Annotated in this window: 20 protein-coding genes and 2 pseudogenes; 9 read left to right on the top strand and 13 right to left on the bottom strand. The window is 41.0% G+C overall.

From position 1 onward, the window contains the following. Positions 1–2: 2 nt before the first annotated feature. From ACFQ3S_RS03865 to ACFQ3S_RS03875, 3 genes are all read right to left on the bottom strand, one after another. Positions 3–890: an NmrA family NAD(P)-binding protein gene (locus ACFQ3S_RS03865; RefSeq protein ID WP_377161424.1), complete on the bottom strand. Its 888-nt coding sequence runs from the start codon at positions 888–890 to the stop codon at positions 3–5. Between the two features lie 225 nt (positions 891–1,115). Continuing rightward, positions 1,116–1,910 (bottom strand): SDR family oxidoreductase, encoded by a 795-nt coding sequence (locus ACFQ3S_RS03870; RefSeq protein ID WP_377161426.1) that lies wholly within the window; start codon positions 1,908–1,910, stop codon positions 1,116–1,118. A 116-nt stretch (positions 1,911–2,026) separates the two neighbouring features. Beyond that, on the bottom strand, positions 2,027–2,605 hold the full coding sequence (locus tag ACFQ3S_RS03875) for a TetR/AcrR family transcriptional regulator (protein WP_377161428.1): 579 nt from the start codon (positions 2,603–2,605) through the stop codon (positions 2,027–2,029). A gap of 340 nt (positions 2,606–2,945) precedes the next feature. On the opposite strand from ACFQ3S_RS03875, the gene ACFQ3S_RS03880 reads away from it, so the two are divergent. Both ACFQ3S_RS03880 and ACFQ3S_RS03885 read left to right on the top strand, forming a co-directional pair. Then, on the top strand, positions 2,946–3,383 hold the full coding sequence (locus ACFQ3S_RS03880) for a VOC family protein (protein WP_377161430.1): 438 nt from the start codon (positions 2,946–2,948) through the stop codon (positions 3,381–3,383). A 78-nt stretch (positions 3,384–3,461) separates the two neighbouring features. Continuing rightward, a complete protein-coding gene (locus ACFQ3S_RS03885) occupies positions 3,462–4,394 on the top strand; it encodes an NAD-dependent epimerase/dehydratase family protein (RefSeq protein WP_377161432.1) in 933 nt (310 codons plus the stop codon). Positions 4,395–4,511: 117 nt separating this feature from the next. Here ACFQ3S_RS03885 and ACFQ3S_RS03890 read toward each other — a convergent pair whose 3' ends face one another. From ACFQ3S_RS03890 to ACFQ3S_RS03910, 5 genes are all read right to left on the bottom strand, one after another. Further along, the gene (locus tag ACFQ3S_RS03890) at positions 4,512–5,264 is read right to left on the bottom strand and encodes an SDR family NAD(P)-dependent oxidoreductase (protein ID WP_377161434.1); all 753 of its coding nucleotides are present in this window, start codon (positions 5,262–5,264) and stop codon (positions 4,512–4,514) included. Between the two features lie 270 nt (positions 5,265–5,534). Continuing rightward, entirely contained in the window at positions 5,535–6,584 is a 1,050-nt protein-coding gene (locus ACFQ3S_RS03895; RefSeq protein ID WP_377161436.1) for a glycoside hydrolase family 130 protein, read from the bottom strand. Positions 6,585–6,631: 47 nt separating this feature from the next. Beyond that, positions 6,632–7,555 carry a helix-turn-helix domain-containing protein gene (locus ACFQ3S_RS03900; protein WP_377161438.1) on the bottom strand — a complete coding sequence of 308 codons (924 nt, stop codon included), beginning with the start codon at positions 7,553–7,555 and terminating at the stop codon, positions 6,632–6,634. After that, complete coding sequence (locus ACFQ3S_RS03905) at positions 7,542–8,510, bottom strand: NADP-dependent oxidoreductase (protein WP_377161440.1); 969 nt, start codon at positions 8,508–8,510, stop codon at positions 7,542–7,544. The genes ACFQ3S_RS03900 and ACFQ3S_RS03905 overlap by 14 nt, the downstream gene beginning before the upstream one ends. A gap of 177 nt (positions 8,511–8,687) precedes the next feature. Continuing rightward, positions 8,688–9,425: an SDR family oxidoreductase gene (locus ACFQ3S_RS03910; protein ID WP_377161442.1), complete on the bottom strand. Its 738-nt coding sequence runs from the start codon at positions 9,423–9,425 to the stop codon at positions 8,688–8,690. Positions 9,426–9,511: 86 nt separating this feature from the next. Between ACFQ3S_RS03910 and ACFQ3S_RS03915 the strand changes: the two genes are divergently transcribed. Both ACFQ3S_RS03915 and ACFQ3S_RS03920 read left to right on the top strand, forming a co-directional pair. Next, positions 9,512–9,865 carry a winged helix-turn-helix transcriptional regulator gene (locus ACFQ3S_RS03915; protein ID WP_377161444.1) on the top strand — a complete coding sequence of 118 codons (354 nt, stop codon included), beginning with the start codon at positions 9,512–9,514 and terminating at the stop codon, positions 9,863–9,865. Beyond that, positions 9,865–10,182, top strand: coding sequence for a hypothetical protein (locus tag ACFQ3S_RS03920; RefSeq protein WP_377161446.1), 318 nt, complete (start codon positions 9,865–9,867; stop codon positions 10,180–10,182). Before ACFQ3S_RS03915 ends, ACFQ3S_RS03920 begins: the two co-directional genes overlap by 1 nt. Here ACFQ3S_RS03920 and ACFQ3S_RS03925 read toward each other — a convergent pair. Both ACFQ3S_RS03925 and ACFQ3S_RS03930 read right to left on the bottom strand, forming a co-directional pair. Beyond that, the gene (locus tag ACFQ3S_RS03925; protein WP_377161448.1) at positions 10,163–11,023 is read right to left on the bottom strand and encodes an SDR family oxidoreductase; all 861 of its coding nucleotides are present in this window, start codon (positions 11,021–11,023) and stop codon (positions 10,163–10,165) included. The genes ACFQ3S_RS03920 and ACFQ3S_RS03925 overlap by 20 nt on opposite strands. Before the next feature lie 159 nt (positions 11,024–11,182). After that, positions 11,183–12,157 (bottom strand): NADP-dependent oxidoreductase, encoded by a 975-nt coding sequence (locus ACFQ3S_RS03930; RefSeq protein ID WP_377161450.1) that lies wholly within the window; start codon positions 12,155–12,157, stop codon positions 11,183–11,185. Positions 12,158–12,555: 398 nt separating this feature from the next. On the opposite strand from ACFQ3S_RS03930, the gene ACFQ3S_RS03935 reads away from it, so the two are divergent. The 5 genes and pseudogenes from ACFQ3S_RS03935 to mobC all read left to right on the top strand — a co-directional run bounded on the left by ACFQ3S_RS03935 (position 12,556) and on the right by mobC (position 16,507). After that, a complete protein-coding gene (locus ACFQ3S_RS03935; protein ID WP_377161452.1) occupies positions 12,556–12,834 on the top strand; it encodes a hypothetical protein in 279 nt (92 codons plus the stop codon). Between the two features lie 147 nt (positions 12,835–12,981). Further along, a complete protein-coding gene (locus ACFQ3S_RS03940; protein WP_377161454.1) occupies positions 12,982–13,191 on the top strand; it encodes a plasmid mobilization protein in 210 nt (69 codons plus the stop codon). A gap of 36 nt (positions 13,192–13,227) precedes the next feature. After that, complete coding sequence (locus tag ACFQ3S_RS03945; RefSeq protein ID WP_377161456.1) at positions 13,228–13,410, top strand: hypothetical protein; 183 nt, start codon at positions 13,228–13,230, stop codon at positions 13,408–13,410. 10 nt (positions 13,411–13,420) lie between these two features. Next, positions 13,421–14,569, top strand: a pseudogene (locus ACFQ3S_RS03950) (relaxase/mobilization nuclease domain-containing protein). A 2-nt stretch (positions 14,570–14,571) separates the two neighbouring features. Beyond that, positions 14,572–16,507 (top strand): annotated as a pseudogene (gene mobC / locus ACFQ3S_RS03955) (conjugal transfer protein MobC). A gap of 234 nt (positions 16,508–16,741) precedes the next feature. Here mobC and ACFQ3S_RS03960 read toward each other — a convergent pair. The 3 genes from ACFQ3S_RS03960 to ACFQ3S_RS03970 all read right to left on the bottom strand — a co-directional run bounded on the left by ACFQ3S_RS03960 (position 16,742) and on the right by ACFQ3S_RS03970 (position 19,403). Next, on the bottom strand, positions 16,742–17,623 hold the full coding sequence (locus ACFQ3S_RS03960) for an alpha/beta fold hydrolase (protein ID WP_377161457.1): 882 nt from the start codon (positions 17,621–17,623) through the stop codon (positions 16,742–16,744). Between the two features lie 178 nt (positions 17,624–17,801). Further along, positions 17,802–18,341 (bottom strand): TetR/AcrR family transcriptional regulator, encoded by a 540-nt coding sequence (locus tag ACFQ3S_RS03965; protein WP_377161459.1) that lies wholly within the window; start codon positions 18,339–18,341, stop codon positions 17,802–17,804. Positions 18,342–18,524: 183 nt separating this feature from the next. After that, positions 18,525–19,403, bottom strand: a complete 879-nt coding sequence (locus ACFQ3S_RS03970; RefSeq protein ID WP_377161461.1) for a GH12 family glycosyl hydrolase domain-containing protein — start codon at positions 19,401–19,403, stop codon at positions 18,525–18,527. Positions 19,404–19,461: the final 58 nt, after the last annotated feature.

A 19,461-nucleotide genomic window follows, 5' to 3' on the forward strand; every position in this document is an offset into this window, starting at 1 on the left:
TGTTATTTCGCGTTAAAGGCAGCAGCAAACTCTTTTGCAAAATCAGCCAATTTTATTTTTCCCATGCGCAACGGCGGATGCAGGTCATAGTCTTCCCGCATGATGCCGCTATGTATAGCTGCGCCCAATTCGACCAGCATTTTTGCCACATGTTCGGACATGCCGGTTTTTTGCAGCCCTTCCATTGTTTGCTCATCAGTAAGGGTTACCCATTTTAATTCCGGTTTGCCGATGGCTTTGCCTAAAATTCGAGCCGCTTCAGTGGCGGTTATATCCTCGCTTGCAATATAGCGCACTTTATTGCTACCCGCTGTATTGATTAATTCTTCCGCAGCCGCATCTGCGATATCGGCCGGGGCAGCCATTACCACTTTATCATCGTCACCATAATTTGACCCGATAAAGCCGACCTGTTTGATCATATCGGCAAAACTATAAAGGTTATAAAAAAATGAGCCGGGACGCAGGTGGGTAATTTCAATGCCGGATAGTTTATTCAAAATAACTTCCACATCATGAGAGCCGCCGATAAAGCCAGTACCTTGCTCCAGGTGCGCTCCCCAACTGCTGAGATGGACGATACGTTTAACACCCGCCTGTTCAATGGCCCTGGCATAGCTATGGCCAACGTTTTGGTAATGCGCCCTGGCATCAGGCGCAGCATAATTTGAAGGTACCATTAAATAAGCGGCATCCGAACCTGCAAAAGCAGATTTTAGGAAATCGGGATCTTCTACTGAACCAATAGCTGCTATAGCGCCTAAAGCTTCGATTTCCTTTCTTTTTTCCGGGTTATTGCTGATAACGGTAACCCCGTGACCCTGGGCGATGAGCTGGCTGGCAAGCGGTTTACTAACGTTGCCTAACGATCCTGTTAATGTAATTTTCATAGTTTCAAAATTTGATATAACAAAGGGACCTAAAAAAATGCAAAAGAATTTAGTCGAAACCGTCATTATGTTAGTTGAAAACCTGCATATAAAAATTTAATACGTCGATTATAGACTTTTAAAAAAGCAAGGGCAGTCAGATATTAAATCTTAACTGCCCTTACATATCCAAGTCCGTTTGATTATCAACTGAGACTTATTTCCAATTCTGGAATCGAAAGAACTTTATACAACAGGAAGCGAGCCACCGTCAATGGAATAGATGGTTCCAGTAAGGTAAGCAGCAGCCGGTGATACCAAAAAATGAACCAAAGAGGCCACCTCTTCCGGCTCCGCCATCCTGCCCATAGGTATGCCGCCGGTTTGACTTAGCAATTGCTTGAGTGCTTGTTCAGCAGGAATTCCCGATGATGCAGCAAAATCTTCTATAAATTTTTCCATTGGCGGGGTTTTGGTCGCGCCCGGCGATACGGTAAGTACACGTACACCTTTATCAGCAAGTTCCATAGCCAGTGCTTTGCTGTAATTATTTAAGGCCGCTTTCGAAACCGCGTAGGCCAAATTGACATTCCACAAAGGCTGTCTGCCAGAAATTGAAGAGATATGAATGACCACACCACTTTTCTTTTCAATCATTTTGGGCAACAGCGCTCTATCGAGTCGAATTCCAGAAAGTAAATTTAATTGCAACTCGCTCTCCCAATCTTCATCAGTTAAGGCACTAAAGCCTCCGCTTGGCGCGGTAAGCCCTCCGACGTTGTTAATCAAGATGTCAATACCGCCAAACTTTTCGTTGATCTCCTGCGTCAGTTTAGCAACCTGTGCTGGTTGGGTCAAATCTGCCACTATAAAATGATTGGACGTGTCAGACTCCTCCGGCTGATTTCTGGCACTGACAATTACCTGCGCACCTGCTTTCGTTAATCGCTCGGCAATTGCTTTTCCAATGCCTTTGGTGCCACCTGTTACCAAGGCGATTTTTCCTTCGAGATCTTTGTTGTGATTTTGCTGATTGTCCATGTTGTTGTAAATCATAATGTTAACTATTTGTTTAAGAAATTATTCTTTATTTAAATTCAATAATATACTGCTAAATAATTCTGAAGTGATTGTTTCAGATAAAGAGCAAATAAAAACTACTTTGAAAGTTGCTTGATAAAATATTGGGCCATTCTTTTAATCTTGACTGGGTCTTTATGTAGCAGATATGATTCATACCAGCCTGTCCATGTACTGATAAAATAATCTGCAAGTAGCTCTGGGTCTTCTTCGTTTGATATCTCACCTTGTTTCATTGCTTCTGCAATAAGCATATAGATAAATTGATAAGCGTTTTCGCTGTCCGCCTTCAAGGTGTCTTTCACTCGCTGATCATCAGTAGCAGACTCAAACACCGCCTTGATGGCCATGCAACCATTATCGCCGCTGATAATGACTTCTACGGCGTCGTTAATGTACTTTACTAAAATTGCGAGCGGCGATTCAGTACTCGCTGCGCGGTGCTGAAGATCCTTTTTTCTGATTTCGGTGTAATGCTTAACACTTCTTACAAATAGCTCCAGTTTATCTCCAATGGTATTATAAAGACTGCTGCTATTAATTTTCATGGCATCGGTAAGGTCGCGAAGTGAGGCGCCGTTATAGCCTTTTTTCCAAAAAACCTCCATGGCTTTTTGAATAGCTTTCTCTTCATTAAATTCAACGTTTCTTGCCATACCTGAAATAATTAGATACAAAAGTAAGTTTATTTTAAAACAAACGTTTCAGATTAAAGTAATTTTGTTGAGTTTTCTTACAAATGCCTCTTTTTTTTGTTATTGGTCTATTAAGTATGTGAAGAGCAAACTGAAAAAAACCGCTTAGTGTAGTTAAAGGAACAATTTGCGGGCAAAGTTGTAGCAAATAAACATAAAGGCTGAAAGTGAACGGTTAATCAATTTCCAGTAGTGTATCAGTTTGAAAACGGGATACCTGATTAGTAATGCAATTTTTTGTAACACTTCATTATGCATATATTCACTGTTACTTCAGTTTTATTTAATCAAAAAGTTAAACATGATAACCTTAAATCCCTACCTGATTTTTAAAGACAACTGTGAAGAAGCATTCAATTTTTATAAAACAGTTTTCGGGGGTAGTATTTTATTCATGGGACGCTACAAGGATGTACCGCAAGAGAACAAACAATTGTTTCCACTTTCTCATAATGAAAAAATCATGCATACTACCTTACAAATTAACGCACAGACCGTCTTAATGGGATGTGATAGTGCAGAAACCTATGAGAGAGCAAGAGGTGCCTTTATCAATAACTTTTATCTTTATATCAGTACCGGAGATAAGGCAGATGCTTATCGCATATTTAATGAATTATCGATAGGAGGAAATATAACCATGCCAATATCCCAAACTTTCTGGAGTACACATTATGGAATGGTAATTGACAAATTTGGAATCTATTGGAAGATCACATTTAACCCTGATAAGAAATAACAGCGAAGCAAACGCATTGTACTGCTTATTAAATCAAACTGAGACACTACCCAATGTTCTTAAAATTCATAAAAAATTATGCAAACGATATTAGGGGCTAACGGAATCATCGGCGAAGAACTGGCCAAGGCATTACGCTTAACATATACCGACGAAATTAAATTGGTTGGCAGGAATCCGCAAAAATTAGATGCGAGGGATGTGTTATATCCATGTGATCTGCTCGACCCTATAAGTGTGAAAGGTGCCTTAGCACATACAGATATTGCCTATCTGACCGTCGGATTGCCCTATCAGTCCGAATTGTGGTTAGAACAATGGCCCCGGATAATGGAAAATGTGATTTCAGGCTGTGTGGCACAGCGATGTAAACTCGTCTACTTTGACAATACTTATGCTTATGACCAGGGAAGTGAAGTCCAAACTGAAAATACGCCCCTAAAGGCCGAAGGAAAAAAGGGAAAGGCAAAAAAAATCGCTGCCGAATTACTGTTAAATGCCATGGCAAAAAAGGAGATTGATGCCGTAATATGCAGGGCACCCGAATTTTACGGTCCGGGCAAAACTAAAGGAATTACTAACGCACTGGTATTCGGAAACCTGAAAAAAGGAAAAGAGCCTAAAGTATTGTTGAGAGACGATGTTAAGAGAACATTGATCTTCACTCCGGATGCAAGTAAAGCGATGGCTTTAATAGGCAATACTGCTGACGCCTACGGTCAGACATGGCATTTGCCTTGTGATGACAGACGACTTACTTACAAAGATTTTATAAATGAAATATCCAAGCAACTGGGAAGAGAGGTGCATTATGGACGGTTAAGTCTGTTTATTATAAATATAGCAGCACTCTTCAGTGCTTTTTTAAGGGAAACAAAAGAATTACTTCCCCGGTACGCTATCGATAACGTTTTTGATTCATCTAAATTTAAGAAGAGGTTTCCCGATTTCAATGTTACGACTTACCAGGAAGGCATCAGAATAATTTTAAATAACTATAAAATCAAATAATTGATTTTATAGTTATTATTCAGAGCCTATTGAGACGCTTACTGTAATGACGATAAATTTGAAACCTTGAGTTATCTGGTTAATCCATGCCCGGTTTCATCCGCGTTAGGTACTTAATTACTTCGCTGTGTAACCGCCGTCATTTAAAATGATTGAACCGGTCATAAACGAGGATTCGTCTGATCCTAAGAAAACGTATATACCGGCTTGTTCTTCCGGTTTCGCGGTTCTTCCTATCGGATGTGTTTCCGCAATCTGCTTGATCAATTCACCCGGTAACCATTCGGTAAGCATTTCACTTTCGGTGCCGCCCGGTGCTACGGCGTTTACACGAATACCTTGCTTTGCATAATCTAACGCACCTATTTTAGTCAGGCCGACCACGCCGTGTTTGGATGCAATATATGGGGCGATACCCGGGTTTGCAATCACGCCTCCGACAGAGGCCGTATTAATAATTGAGCCGCCACCTGTTTTAAGCATCGCTATAATTTCATATTTCATAGAAAGAAATACTCCCTTTAGATTAATGCCAAGCACTTTGTCATAATCTTCGGTGGTGTGTTCAATAAATGGCTTGCTTTCAGAAGCGACTCCCGCGTTATTAATGGCTATATCCAACCTGCCGAATCTCTTGATCACCGCCTCAATCAGGTTTTTAACGTCTTCTTCTACCGAAACATCTGCCTGGACGTACAACACATCTTCGCCTAATTCATCTATCAATGCATTCACACGGTCAGAATCCCTTGCCGATCTGCCTGAGATTGCAACTTTTGCACCCTCATTTATATAAGCCCTAGCTACAGCTTTGCCAATACCTGCATTACCTCCGGTGATGAGGGCAATTTTATTTTTCAAACGTTCCATATATGATTAATTAAAATTGACACAAGATCTGTCATTTGGTGACCATGATAACCCCACAAGCAGGGGTACCGTACAATATTGTTCTGTAATTATGATAACAATATAAATGGTTAAAGTTGATAACTATTGAATTCTGTAATCAGTTTACCGCTTGGTTTTATTCAGGTTATGAATTTCCTTTTTAAGTTTTTTGATCTGCTATCAAAAAAGCCTTTAATTCAGCTATTTTACCGTCGCAAAACTTCCACACATCACAATAAGAATAGTTGGTTAATTCGCCTTCTTTATTCTTTTGTTTGATTTTTCGGACAATGCTGCTGTATTTTCCAACAATTCGTTGAGTAGATCTGACAAAACAAGAGATGCACAAGCGATCACGCTGTCGGCGGCACCGTAGTAAATATAAATAATTCCTTCTTTTAATAAAATGCCTGTAGGAAAGCAAACGTTGCCTACTTCACCGATTATTTCATAATCTTTGTCTGGCTTAAACAAAGGGTATGGTAACCGGGCGATCTCTTTAGCAGGGTCGTCAAGATCCAGTAATGCTGCACATGCCGAGTACTCGAACCCATTGATAGTGTCTCTTACTGCATGATAAATAATAAGCCAGCCATCTTCAGTTTCCAATGGAGGGCAACCACCACCTATATAACTTATTTCGTGCTCGTATTTTGGAGTCAACGCCAAATGTTCGTTTAGATGAAGGAAATATTCTTCCCAAAAATCCGTCGTCAGGTCCTCTATACGCTCAACGCCAACGATCTGGATATCCGGCTTGATACGGTGCAAAAAATATAATTTCTTATTTATACGCCGGGGAAAAAATATGACATCTTTATCAGCTAAAAGATCGCCGCCCCTGCTGTAGCGTTTATATTTTTCATTCAACGGCATGTTAACTTCAGCAAGCCTAATAAATTGATCATATTTTATTTGGGGGCATATGATGCCGATTTTTTGAAAATGCTTAAGATCTGAAGAGGTCGCCAGTGCCCCCAAGGCGTTCGGTCCATCAAAGGCTGTATAAGTCAAATAGAAGATGTTATCGATCTTTACGATACGCGGATCCTCCATTCCTTTGATTTCATAATCAAATTGAGGGTAGAGTAAGGGAACGGTCAATCTAAAACCCACGGTCAGAGGGGTGTCCAATACACAATATCCGACACTGGAATAATTTCCTTTGCGAACAGCACGGTAAAAAAAGTGGATCGTGCCGTTATCAACAATGACAGCGGGATTCAATACGCTTTCATTTTCAAACCCAAGATCTGTTTTACGTAAGATCACTCCTTCTTTCTTAACTTTAACCATCATTTATTGTATTTAACTAATTTCCGTTGCTGACAAATCCAGAAATATTATTAATTGAATGATGCCCTGAACTCCAGTGGCGACTGATTTGTTTTTGTTTTGAACAGTTTACTGAATGATTGTAAATGTTCAAAACCTAATCCATAAGCTATTTCACTAATGGAAAGATTTGTGGTGGACAACTTTTCCTTGGCCTTATCAATTAACTTATCGTGGATGTGCTGCTGAGTATTCTGGCCGGTGAGTACTTTGAGCAGGCTGCTTAAATATTTAGCGGAAATATTCAACGACCCCGCAAGGTTCCCGACTGTAGGCAGACCTTTTGAAACCAGGTTATCATCATTAAAGTAATGCGTTAAAAGAATATCTAAACGTTCTAATATCTCATGATTAGCTTTCTCACGTGTTATAAACTGCCGATGATAAAACCGGTCTGCATAGTTGAGTAATGCTTCAATGTGTGAAATGATAATGTTTTTACTGAACTTGTCAATATTCGAATGATACTCCATGTCAATATTGTCGATAATAGACCCTATTATTGTTTCTTCCTTGTCAGAAAGAAATAAGCTTTCATGCAACGAATAATCCCAAAAGTCATATGCCTTAATCGTTTTTGCTAAAGAAGTATTCCATACAAAATCAGGATGGATATAGATAACCCATCCTGACTTTTCTACCTTTTCGCCTTTATTATCGACATCAATACTAAATACTTGTTTAGGCGACATAAACGACATAATGCCATCATTGAAATCAAAGGAATGCTGCCCGTATTTTACTTTGTAATTGCGCATTCTTTTCACAGAAATGGAATAAAAATCCATCGACATATTAATCGGCTCACCCTTATGCCAATGCGGAACGGTTCCTACATCAACTACACTGATCAGCGGATGCAGCGGGGCAGGCAAACTCACAAACTGATGAAATTCGCTGATGGAATTAAAATATTTTATACTATTCGTCTTCATTCCTAATTTCTAATACAAGTTTACCACGTACGTGCCAGGTTTCGCTTTCACGATGCGCTTCAGCTACCTGTTCCAACGGAAATACTTTGTTGACGAAAACCTTCACTTTGCCATCATCAATTAATTGTGCTATTTCTGCTAACCATTCCTGCCTTGGTTGGTTTGCAGACAATTCTGCTTTTGCATTTTTACTGTTAATGGCTTCGATTATTTCATCGTTAAATGGATGATCTGTATTAACGCTTACAAATATTCCGCCGTCTTTTAAGATACTTACAGCCTTCATACGTTCGATGTTATCACGATTTGGTGAGGCCTCTAATACGACATCAATATCTTCGATCAGGTCCTCAAATTGTTGGGTTTTATAATCAATAACTTCATCGGCGCCCAATTGCCTGATATAATCAAGATTATCCGTCGACGCAATACCGATCACATAGGCACCTTTCGCTTTTGCAAACTGAACCGCAAAACCTCCAACGCCGCCTGATGCGCCTTGAATTAAAATGCGCTGTCCTGGTTGTAGTTTGCCGTATTCAAACATACCCGTCCATGCAGTAAGCGCTGCCAAGGGTACACCGGCCGCCTGGTTAAAACCGATACTTTCAGGTTTTAGGGCGAACTGAGCCGCTTTGGCAACACAATACTCTGCATAACTTCCATTGCCGGGGAAATTAGGAACACCATAGACAGCATCGCCTTTGCTAAAGGTGGTTACCTCGCTGCCTGTTTCTTCTACAACTCCTGCCGCATCCCAGCCTAACGTCATGGGCAATGTCAGGAATGGTCTTAAATGCTCATTTGCGCCGTTGCGAATTACCCAGTCAACAGGGTTAACACCACTGGCATAAACTTTTACCAAAATTTCATCAGAAGCAGGAACAGGTCGTTCTACTTCCTCCAATTTCATGACCTCCGGTCCGCCGAACTCATTAATTCTTATCGCTCTCATAATCATTTTCCTTATAAAGCAAAGTTCCGGATGAATCTTAGAAACGATTTAGCCAAACTCCGCATTTTCTTAGCCAAATACACGTATATGAATTTGAACTGATCAATTCAAGAGTGTCTTCAAATAAAGAAACGCTTCATTTATTATGGGTTTAACGGCTTAACTTACATATTGTAGCTAAACAAGCAAACTGCCGCCATCAACCACGATGATCTGCCCCGTTGTGAAACTACCCCGCATCAAAAACAAATAAGCTTCGGCAAGTTCAGCAGCCTCACCAACCCTTCCTGTCAGCAGTTTGCTTCCTGTCTGGCTGAACATAGTCTCCCTCTCTGCTTCCGACATCTTCGCCAAAAGGTTGGTCCTGACTGTACCTGCACATACCGCATTAACCCTTATTGGTGCCAACTCAACTGCGAGTGCACGTGTGAGCCCGTCAATAGCACTGGCCATTCCTGCAATAACAACCGTTCCTTTCCTTGGCCTGCTTCCGAGTGCACCCGTCGTTAGGGTAATCGATCCTCCCTTTCGAACCAATGGGGCGCCGTACTTAGCCGCCATGATAGCACCCCAGAACCGCAGATTAATCGACTGTTTTGCCTCCTCAATATTCAACTCAGACAATTCGTTAAAACTTAACGCATCGCCGGCTGTAAAAACCAGGTGATCAAATTCACCTATCTTTTTAAAAAGCTGCTCTATTTGCTTCTCGTCTCCCAGATCTGCCGAATAACCTTTACTACTTTCCGGAAGGATAGATAAGGTTTCGTCAACCTTCCGCTGGCTGCTTGAGACCACCACCACTGACGCACCTTCACCTGCCGCTGCCAAGGCTGTTGCTAAACCGAACCCTGAAGTGCCACCTAATAAGATAACTCTTTTTCCTGCAAGACCGTTCTCTCTGTAATTTTCCATATGATAACATTAAATTCTTGAAACAAAACTATCGGATATTAACTATAATTTAGCTATCCGTTACTTTCAGGATAGTGACTATAGTTATGGGTAAATTAGAATGCGAATCAGAACTTAAGATTGACAGAAAACTGGCACTAAGCGATGCTGTAGAATTACTTAGCGGCAAATGGAAATTTCTAATATTGTTGGATTTATATTACTCAGGAACGATGAGATTCAAAGACTTAATGCAGACCTTGAAGGGCATAACACCAAAAGTACTTTCGAAAGAATTACAACAATTAGAAGAAAACATGCTGATCACCCGGACAGTCAACAATACAAAACCAGTTACTGTATCCTATGCACTTACTGAACATGCCTCTGAAACCCAGCCTGTAATTAATGCATTGATTGAATTCGGGAAAAAGCACCGATACAAGATTATATCCAAATAATGATAATTGTTATTTGTAAAGTCAATCCGGCAGAACTCAGTCCGGTGACCTCCACGCTGCTTACCAAGCAACTTCGCTATTTAGAATCGAATTTGATGATCAGTGCAAAGCCGGAATACCAAGGCACAAAATTCTGCATTGTACGCTATGATAGCACATGTAAAAACCATTCAACCGGTCATTTTTGTCATGCAAAACTGGTCATTGCAACACCGAACTCTGATGCTGAAAAAATTGAGCAAGTAATAAGCACCTATAAAAAAGCAACAAAGTGCTTTTTTATAGGTGAGCAAAATATTATAGTGCCTGGCGGCTGACTAATTCCTGCAGATAGTCTTTCATGCTTCTTGGTTCTTTACCTAAAACAGCGTTCAGAACCAAACTATTTCCACCATGAAAGCCGTATCGGTCGTAATTGTTGTACATAGCTTTTAAGCCGTCGTACAATGGACCGACAGGTATTTTTACCAGTTGGGCCCATTCATCAAAAGCCGGCTCAATAGCTTCAACCGGGCGGCTTAATGCCTCACTCATCATACCGGCCAATTCTTCCCTGGTCAGCATACCCGTAGCACTCAGCTCAAAGGTGCCGTAATCGAGTTTGTCTGTGGTAAAAGCCATAAATATTGATTCAGCCACATCACGGTAATCGATATAGCTCATTTTAGATTGTTTGGAATAAGGTAAGGCAAATTTACCGGTCTCTGCAATTTTACCCCATCCGGCATCCAGATTCTGCATGAACATGGACGGCTGTAGGATAACGAAGTTCAGACCCGAGTCATACAGTGCCTCCTCTACCGGACGCTTGCGCGCATGGTTAACCAAAGATAATGAGGGATGATAAACACTCGAAAAAACGAATTTGGTAACGCCTGCTGCAACGGCCGCCTCAACCATAGCCACACCCTGCCTATCCTCATTAGGTGAAAAACCAGGGTTAAGATAAAATACCCCATCAACATCTTTAGCAGCGGCTTTCAAGCTTTCCGCATCGTTTAGGTCGCCAATTACAACTTCCTGTGCACCGCGCTCTTCAGCTGTAGCCGCTTTTTCATCACTACGCACCAATGCGCGTATGATAATTTGTTTATTAATAAGCTCAGGCAAAACTAAACTCGCGAACTCCCCTGTGGCTCCAGTCATTAAAATTTTCATGTTAATTCTGATTAATCGTATGATAACTTATATTTTAATACTTGAATAATAGGCAGCTCAATTAATTGTCCATGTTTGACCGCTTAGTTTTTGAATTGTTAACAAATAAGTACAAACTATACAACAAAAAGTTTTTTTAAATATTAAATCATTTCGTAATTAATTTTCTTTTCTTATTTCCAGTACAATCTTACCGCGTACGTGTTTGGTTTCGCTTTCGCGGTGTGCATCGGCAACTTGGGCCAAAGAATAAACTTTGCTCACTACTGCCTTTACTTTGCCGTCGTTGATGAGTTGAGTAAAACCATCCAAAGATGACGTATAGGTTGTAATACTTCCTCCGCCCACCATAGTTGCCGTAGCATTCTTTTTCGCAAGTGCATTTAAAAAATCATCTGTAAATGGCTGGTCCAGATGCGTGCATACAAATATTCCACCTTCCTTAATTACATCCACTGACTTCAGCCTTACGCCTTCATCGCGAACGGGCGAAGCATTAAACACCAAATCTATATTACGCAGCAGTTCTTCAAAACTCTGTTTGCTGTAGTCGATCACCTCGTCCGCACCTAATTCTTTTAAAAAATCGAAATTATGAGCAGAAGCTGTTCCTATTACGTAGCCGCCCATAGCTTTCGCAATCTGCACTGCAAGATTTCCCACGCCTCCTGCTGCGCCATGAATAAGCACACGCTGCCCTGATTGTATTTTACCCATATCGACAATGCCGTTCCAGGCAATAAGCGCGCATGAAGGAAGGGCACCGGCCTCGTTAAACGAAATATGCTGTGGCATCAAATAAAACTGGCTTGCCTTTGCTACGATATATTCGGCATAACTGCCATCGCCGGGGAAGTTAGGAACTCCATATACCTTATCACCTTTCTTAAACCCGGTTACATCACTGCCGGTCTCTTCCACAGTACCAGCTGCATCTAAACCTAAACCCAAAGGTAATTTTAGGTACGACCGAAGAACCTCGTTTCCGCCCTGGCGAATGGTGTAATCGGCAGGGTTAACACTGCTGGCATACATTTTTATTAAAATCTCATCAGAAGCAGGAACCGGGCGTTCCACTTCTTCTAATTTCATGACCTCTGGTCCACCGTATTCTTTAATTCTTATCGCTTTCATATTACTGTCATTAATTACTCAAAGATCTGCACAAATTACAAAGCCGATTTAGCCGAATTTCGCTATGTCTTAGTCGAAATGCCCATGACTTCTTAAGTTGTGTGTGGCAACTTGGGATCTTTATTTTATTATGCACGTCGTGCCGGAACCGTACTGCGAAACACAGCAGCTCTGCATTGGCACTTCCATCCGGTTATGTTATCAAATGATTATGTTGTTTCCAACCGCATTTTCGTTAAAACGGGAATTAAAATGCCACAACGTGGCATCATGTTGTCATATTTTGATTTCGGTATAGCTATGGTTATAGCAAGTTATCAAACTAGCAATAATGATAGGAAACTATCACGCTAGCAAACTGACTGCCAGCAATTGCTAACAAACTATCATGATAGCAAATGGAAAATTACAAAAACAAGCTCGGCAATCTGGCCGACAAACTCAAACAAGAAAGGCCTGCTACCCCTATCCAGGAGGTAATACCGGTCAAAGCTGCATCCGTTCCAAACGAGCCCAAAGTACAGTTCAATAACCGGATACCAAAAGGCCTTTTAAAGCGGCTTAAAACGTTCGGACTGGAGTATGAGGAATCCCTTAAAGACATCAACATACAGGCACTTGAACTTTATCTCAGCCATAAGGCGAAGCCGGAAGAAACAACAAAAAAGGCCGGTTAAAAACATTGATAGCGGGATCAGACCGCCCGCTTCGCGGCAGTCAGCAAGATGTACAATTGTGTCACAATTGAATCTTGCCCTCCGTGCCAAAGCGGCTGCGGGTCCAGGCAAAAAGCCTCCGAAGTCGGCTTTTTAAAGAAAATAACAATGGCTACACAAGAAGATAAACGAATACAATGGAAGAACCTTCGCTTTAAACCGGAGGAATATCAATTGCTCGAAAAGCGATTTGAAAAGACCAGTTTCCGCAAGCTCAGCGAATACATGCGCAGCGTGCTTTTAGAGAAACCTGTCACAGTCAACTACCGGGACAAAGCGATGGATGATGTGCTGGAAGAAATGATCCTGCTAAGGTAGGAACTGAATGCTATCGGCAATAACTTGAACCAGGCTATGCGCAACATTAACAGCGCTCATGGCAATGCCGATACCCGGTTATGGATGAATTTGCTCAGCGTGATCAACACCAAACTGAAGCCGTCCATCGGCGAGATCAAAGAACGGATGAACCAATACGCGGATATATGGTCGCAAAAATTAAGAGCGGTAAAGCCTGATCGGTGCGCTAAACTATAACGAAAATAAAGTGAAGCAGGGAAAAGCAACATTGATCGCAGCAGTCAAATACTTCAAAGACCCGAATGACCTGTCTTTTAATGACAAAATTTTCAGGCTGACTGATCTTGCGTCGATGAACCAGCGCTCCAAAACCAACACGGTTCATATCTCCCTAAATTTTGCGAACGGGGAAAATCTTGCAGACGAAAAGTTAAACGAGATTGTGAAAGATTACCTAATCGGGGTTGGCTTTGAAACGTAACCTTATTTAGTATATCGCCATGAGGATGCAGGGCACCCACATATTCACATCGTCACCACGAATATCAAACGGGACGGGGAACGGATCAGCTTGCACTACCTGGGGCAAAATGAATCGGAAAAAACACGTAAAGCCATCGAGATCAAATACGGCCTGGTTAAAGCTGATGAGCAAACTAAACAAAAACCAAATCTTAAAGCCGACGTTTCAGCTGCCGAATATGGTAAGGCCGAAACTAAACGAACCATTACCAATATTCTGGGTTATGTGTCGCGAATCTACAAATTCACCAGCATACCTGAACTCAACACGGTTTTACAACAATACAATATTCAAGCTGACCGGGGTTCTAAAGATTCCCGCATGTATGCCCGCGAGGGGTTGGTTTATTGGATGCTGGATAAGCGAGGCAACAAGATCGGTGTACCGATCAAGGCAAGTACCATTTATGGTAAACCGACACTCAAAACGCTGGCGGAAAAGGTTAAGTTGAACGCACAATTGCGTAAGCCGTTTAAAGATGGTCTTGTCAAAATTTTGGATAACATATTAATCAAGCCGCTAACCAAACGGGATTTTCAAAAAGCCTTACGCGAAAAAGGTGTCCAGTGCATCCTGCGCCAAAACGAAAAAGGTCGAATTTATGGTGTGACTTATCTCGATCAAAAGAATAATGCGGTATTCAACGGTAGTGACCTGGGAAAAGCTTTTAGCGCAAATCAGCTAAGCGCACAATTATTACCCGACCAGGTTCGACCCAAATTCCAGTTTCAAAACGAAACCCAGCCTGGTCATGAAATTAACAAGGCATGGGCAGGCGACGAACTCATAGACGTATTGTTTGCCGCTGAACGTGAAGATCTGGTTGCACTTAACAAATTCAAAAAGAAAAAACGTAAAGGATTAAATCTATAATCATGCAAACCGGAGAAAACGAACAGGCCTTGCGTAAGATCATTGATTTTACCAGGCTTCTAAGTATTGCGATACTACTTATTCATTTTTATTTATGCTGCTATCCAGCTTTCCAGGAGCTTAAATTGACGCACAAGATCGTGGATCATATCTTGTTGCCACTTTCTAAAATGATGGCCTTTAAAACGGTGCCTATCGCAAAATTGAGTGCGCTGCTTTTATTGGTGGTGTCCCTGGTAGGCAGCAAAGGTAAACGTGACGAAAAGATCAGACCGAAAACGATCATCACCTATTGCCTTACCGGCCTATTACTCTATTTCATCAGCGGATTATTTTTAGCACTGCCATTAACCGTCAAAACGGTAGCTGCACTTTATATTTTAATTACAGCCTTTGGCTATCTTTTATTTATGACCGGCGGTGGGCTATTGTTTAGAATGTTCAAATTGGAATTGGGTGCTGACATCTTTAATAAAGAAAATGAGACTTTTCCGCAGGAAGAACGGCTGTTAGAAAATGAGTATTCCATAAATTTGCCTGCTAAGTATCAACTGAAAGGTAAGGAAAGGGATAGTTGGATCAATGTTATCAACCCGTTTAGAGGCACCTTGGTTGGCGGAAGTCCAGGTGCCGGTAAATCTTATTTCGTCATACGGCACATCATTACCCAGCATATACGAAAGGGCTTCAGCATGCTCATCTATGATTTTAAATACGATGACCTTTCTAGGATCGCTTATAACGCGCTCATGAAGCATGGTGGACGCTCATTCTATGTAATCAATTTTGAGAAGATCATGCACCGCAGTAATCCACTTGAACCTGAAACGATGTTTGACATTACGGACGCTATAGAGTCCGCGCGTACAGTGATGCTCGGCTTAAACCGTGAATGGATCAAAAAACAAGGTGATTTTTTTGTTGAATCACCTATTAATTTTGTTACCGCACTGATATGGTTTCTCAAAAAGTATGAGGGCGGCAAATACTGCACATTGCCGCATGTAATTGAACTCTCTGGTAGAATACAAATATCTGTTTGAAGTTTTATTAACTGAACCGGAGATCGAAGTTTTGATCAACCCTTTTATATCGGCCTGGAAAAATGAGGCATTTGAGCAGTTAGAAGGACAAATAGCCAGTGCTAAAATCAGTCTTGCCCGGTTGTCGTCGCCTCAACTCTATTATGTTTTAAGCGGCAATGACTTTTCGTTAGATATTAATAACCCTAATGAACCGAAGGTTGTTTGCCTCGCTAATAACCCGCAGAAAGCACAGGTATATGGCGCTGTCCTTTCACTTTATGTCAATCGAATCAATAAATTAGTCAACCGCAAAAATCAGCAGAAATGTAGTTTAATCTTTGATGAGTTCCCGACCATATACTTCAATGGCATCGATAACCTGATTGCAACCGCGCGTTCCAATAAAGTTGCAGTAACATTGGCAGTGCAGGATTATAGCCAACTCAAGAAAGATTATGGCCGTGAACAGGCGGAAGTTATTATGAATATTGTTGGCAATGTCGTTTGCGGACAAGTGACCGGAGACACGGCCAAGCAATTGTCGGAACGTTTCGGTAAGATCAACCAGCAAAAGGAAAGCGTATCGATCAATAGCAGCGATACCTCCATCAGCCGCTCTTCTCAATTGGATTACGCCATACCGGCATCCAAGATAGCCGGACTTTCTTCAGGCGAATTTGTGGGTATGGTCGCTGATGATCCCACCAATAAGATCGATTTGAAAACTTTTCACTGCCAGATACAGAATGATCACGATGCCATAAAGTTGGAAGAACAGGTTTACCAGGAAATACCGTCTACCCGTGACCTGAGTCCGAAAGAAATCTCTTTAAATTACCAGCGTATTAAAGAGGATATTAAAATGTTGATCGAAGGAATTACATCCGCGACCCGGATTAGCCATGATAGTTAAATCAAAGAGCACTGCTACCGTGAGTCATTGTTCGATGTGCAAAGCTTTTGGATATATCACGGCGATATGTTTACCATCGCAGAAAAGGAGCAGTTGGCTGAGTTTATTGTCAATTACAGTAGAGTAGTATAAAACCGTCTGTTATCAGCTGACCAATGCAAAAAAGCAAATTTCTAAACTCAAAAAGCTGACTGAAAATGTTACCTGATTAGTATGATCGGAGCAATTTTTTAGCTAACTGTCCTTCAAAAAAGGGACTACTTGCTCCAGTAGTAGTTGCGGCTGTTCTTCTGGAATATAGTGCCCGGAATTTTTGATGATTCCGCCATTAATGTTTTCTGCTGCCGCTTTCCAGGACTCGAAAGGTTTTAAACCGAAACTGTACTTGCCACCGAGTACAAGCACCGGTATTTTAAGTTTCACTTCTACCTGCCTGGCGTTAAATTCAATATCGGTGAACAAAGCACGATAGTAATCAAATCCAGCTTTTATACCACCGGTTGCAGCATAACACCGGACATATTCTTGCAGGTCTGCATCTGCTATCGCTTCTTTGTTAAAAGTAAGATTTTGATAAAACCAGTTTAAATAAATAGCTTCTTTACCAGCTACCAGTTCTTCCGGCAGCACACTCATCATTTGAAATGGAAACCACCATAATGATTTGCCTTCTTTTGGAAGTAGAGGACTGTTTGCAATATTATTATCCAACATGCCTGCGTCAAGCAAAACCAGTTTGCTAACGGCGTTCCGATGACAGGCCGCGTAAGCATATGCCACATTAACACCAAAATCATGGCCTAAAAGTGAAATACGTTCATAGCCTAAAGCAGAAACCAATTGATAAATGTCTTCAGCAACCGTAGCGGTGTCATAACCGGAACCAGGTTTATCCGAATCACCAAGACCTCGCAAATCTGGTACAATGACTGTAAAGTGCTTTGATAATTCCGGCATAATGCGCCGAAATGCATACCATGTTTGTGGATATCCGTGCAGCAATACCAACGGTGCTCCTGAACCACCTGTTACGTAATGAATTTGTGTGTTATTAACAGTTATTCTCTTATGCTCAAAAGTAGCGGTAAAGGCTGTCCCTAAATGGTCGTAACTCATAGTCTTTAATAATTTATAAGATTAAACAATAATGCAATATCTACTGATCATGTTTTCCAGGAGGTGAATTTTGTTATGTCCGCCGAATAATTAGTGCACTAATTATTGGCTGCGGCAAAAGCCCACGTAATGATCTGTTCGATTGTTTTGTCAATTTCCTTCATACCGTCGTCAGAATTTACATCAATGTCACATAACATGTTTCCATTATAACGGGTATGTCGGCGTAGTAAATACCACCTACTAACAAAGCTGCAATTGCCCTGAAGTTAACCTTATTCGGATTAACACTGTCATCTATTAATTCAAAAAACTTCTGACCTGTACTTTCCCGAACATTATGTATGCTTCTCATCAACGGGCTTTTTGTCGATATCTCCCAAGCGATCAACCGTTGTATTTCCTCTCTTGATACAAAATATTTAAATTGATTCTGTAAAAGTTCAATTATTAATTTTTTAAGATCTGACTCGTCATTCTCTAAAAATGTCCCGATATGTTCTGAGACGTTCATCCAGTAGTCGTTTTCAATAATATATGTTTCGATCAGTGAATCCAGCGTCTTGAAATATTGGTAAATCAATTGTTTATCAACGCCGGCTTTTCGTGCTACATTTCTGTATCCCAGCTTTTCCGGACCTTCCGTTTTCAAGATTTCACCAACAGCATTGATAAGCCTACGTTTAGTTTGCTCTTTATCTTTCAGAAAATTAGTCATTCTCATGGGTTCAATATTAGTTGTAAATAATCTTATCCCTTTGCAATGAAAAATAGTTACGCACTATAGTCTGCTGGAAGAGCGGTATGATGTGTATTTTATAACGGTGGCCCTGAAGATGGTCAACAAAAAAGAGACTGTTTCAATGGAATGATACAGTCTCTTTTTTAACAGCATTTTTTACTAATATTTTTCGATCAGCGTAGAGTAGCTATTGGTGGTGAAAGCACCTCCTGCAATGATCTCCCAGCCCGCTTGAATACCCAAAACGTAGTATGTTTGGTTTAGATAACCATTGTTGTGCCCATAGTAAAGAAGACTTTTGATATCAAGATTACTTACACTATTCGTATTAGTTGTTCGCCTGAAAGTGAGCACGTTATTACTTCCATTATTACCATTGTAGATGTTCCAAACATGACCGGAAATACTGACATTAGAAGCTACTAATGAACCTATTGGTTTAAAATCCGTTCCATTATAACCAGGACCCTTGTAGTTAATCCAGATCATTACTTCATACTGCGCCCTGTAATTAGGATTCTTTGAAGGATCTAACCATATATCGTAAGCGGTATTGTATTTTTCTCCATTAGCGGGGACAGTAACATTCCAGGAACTTCTTAATGTTTTGATATCGTTGAGTTGGGTAGGTAAAAGCGGGTCTCCGTTGTTAACAAAAATACTCCCGCTTGAATTGTACCACAGCCATCCTCTCGCGATAGAAGGATATCCCTTGATATTTTGACCGGTACCTGATGTATGACCGGCATTTACGCCCCATTTTCCTGTAGCTGCCTGATACCACATACACTGTGAGCCTGCACCGCTGGTGCCAGCAGCCCATATATTATTATTTAATTTATTATTGGCATCAAGATAATAACCTTGCCCATTACCGCAGATTTGAGTGTCCTCCAAGGCAGAAACGGATTTAGGAGATTCTTTCGTGGTCGCCAAGTTCGTTTGGGATATAGTTTCCTCCTGTTTGTCCGATTTTTTACAGCTTACTAATGCTATTACGGCAAGCAAGACAAAAATTTTACTGATGATTTTTTTCATGATTTTAATATTAAGTTAGTTATTGGTTAGTTTCGATATAACTTAGAGGAACGTACAC

This window comes from Mucilaginibacter terrae (assembly GCF_042679325.1).
In the GTDB taxonomy this organism is placed as follows: Bacteria; Bacteroidota; Bacteroidia; order Sphingobacteriales; family Sphingobacteriaceae; genus Mucilaginibacter; species Mucilaginibacter terrae.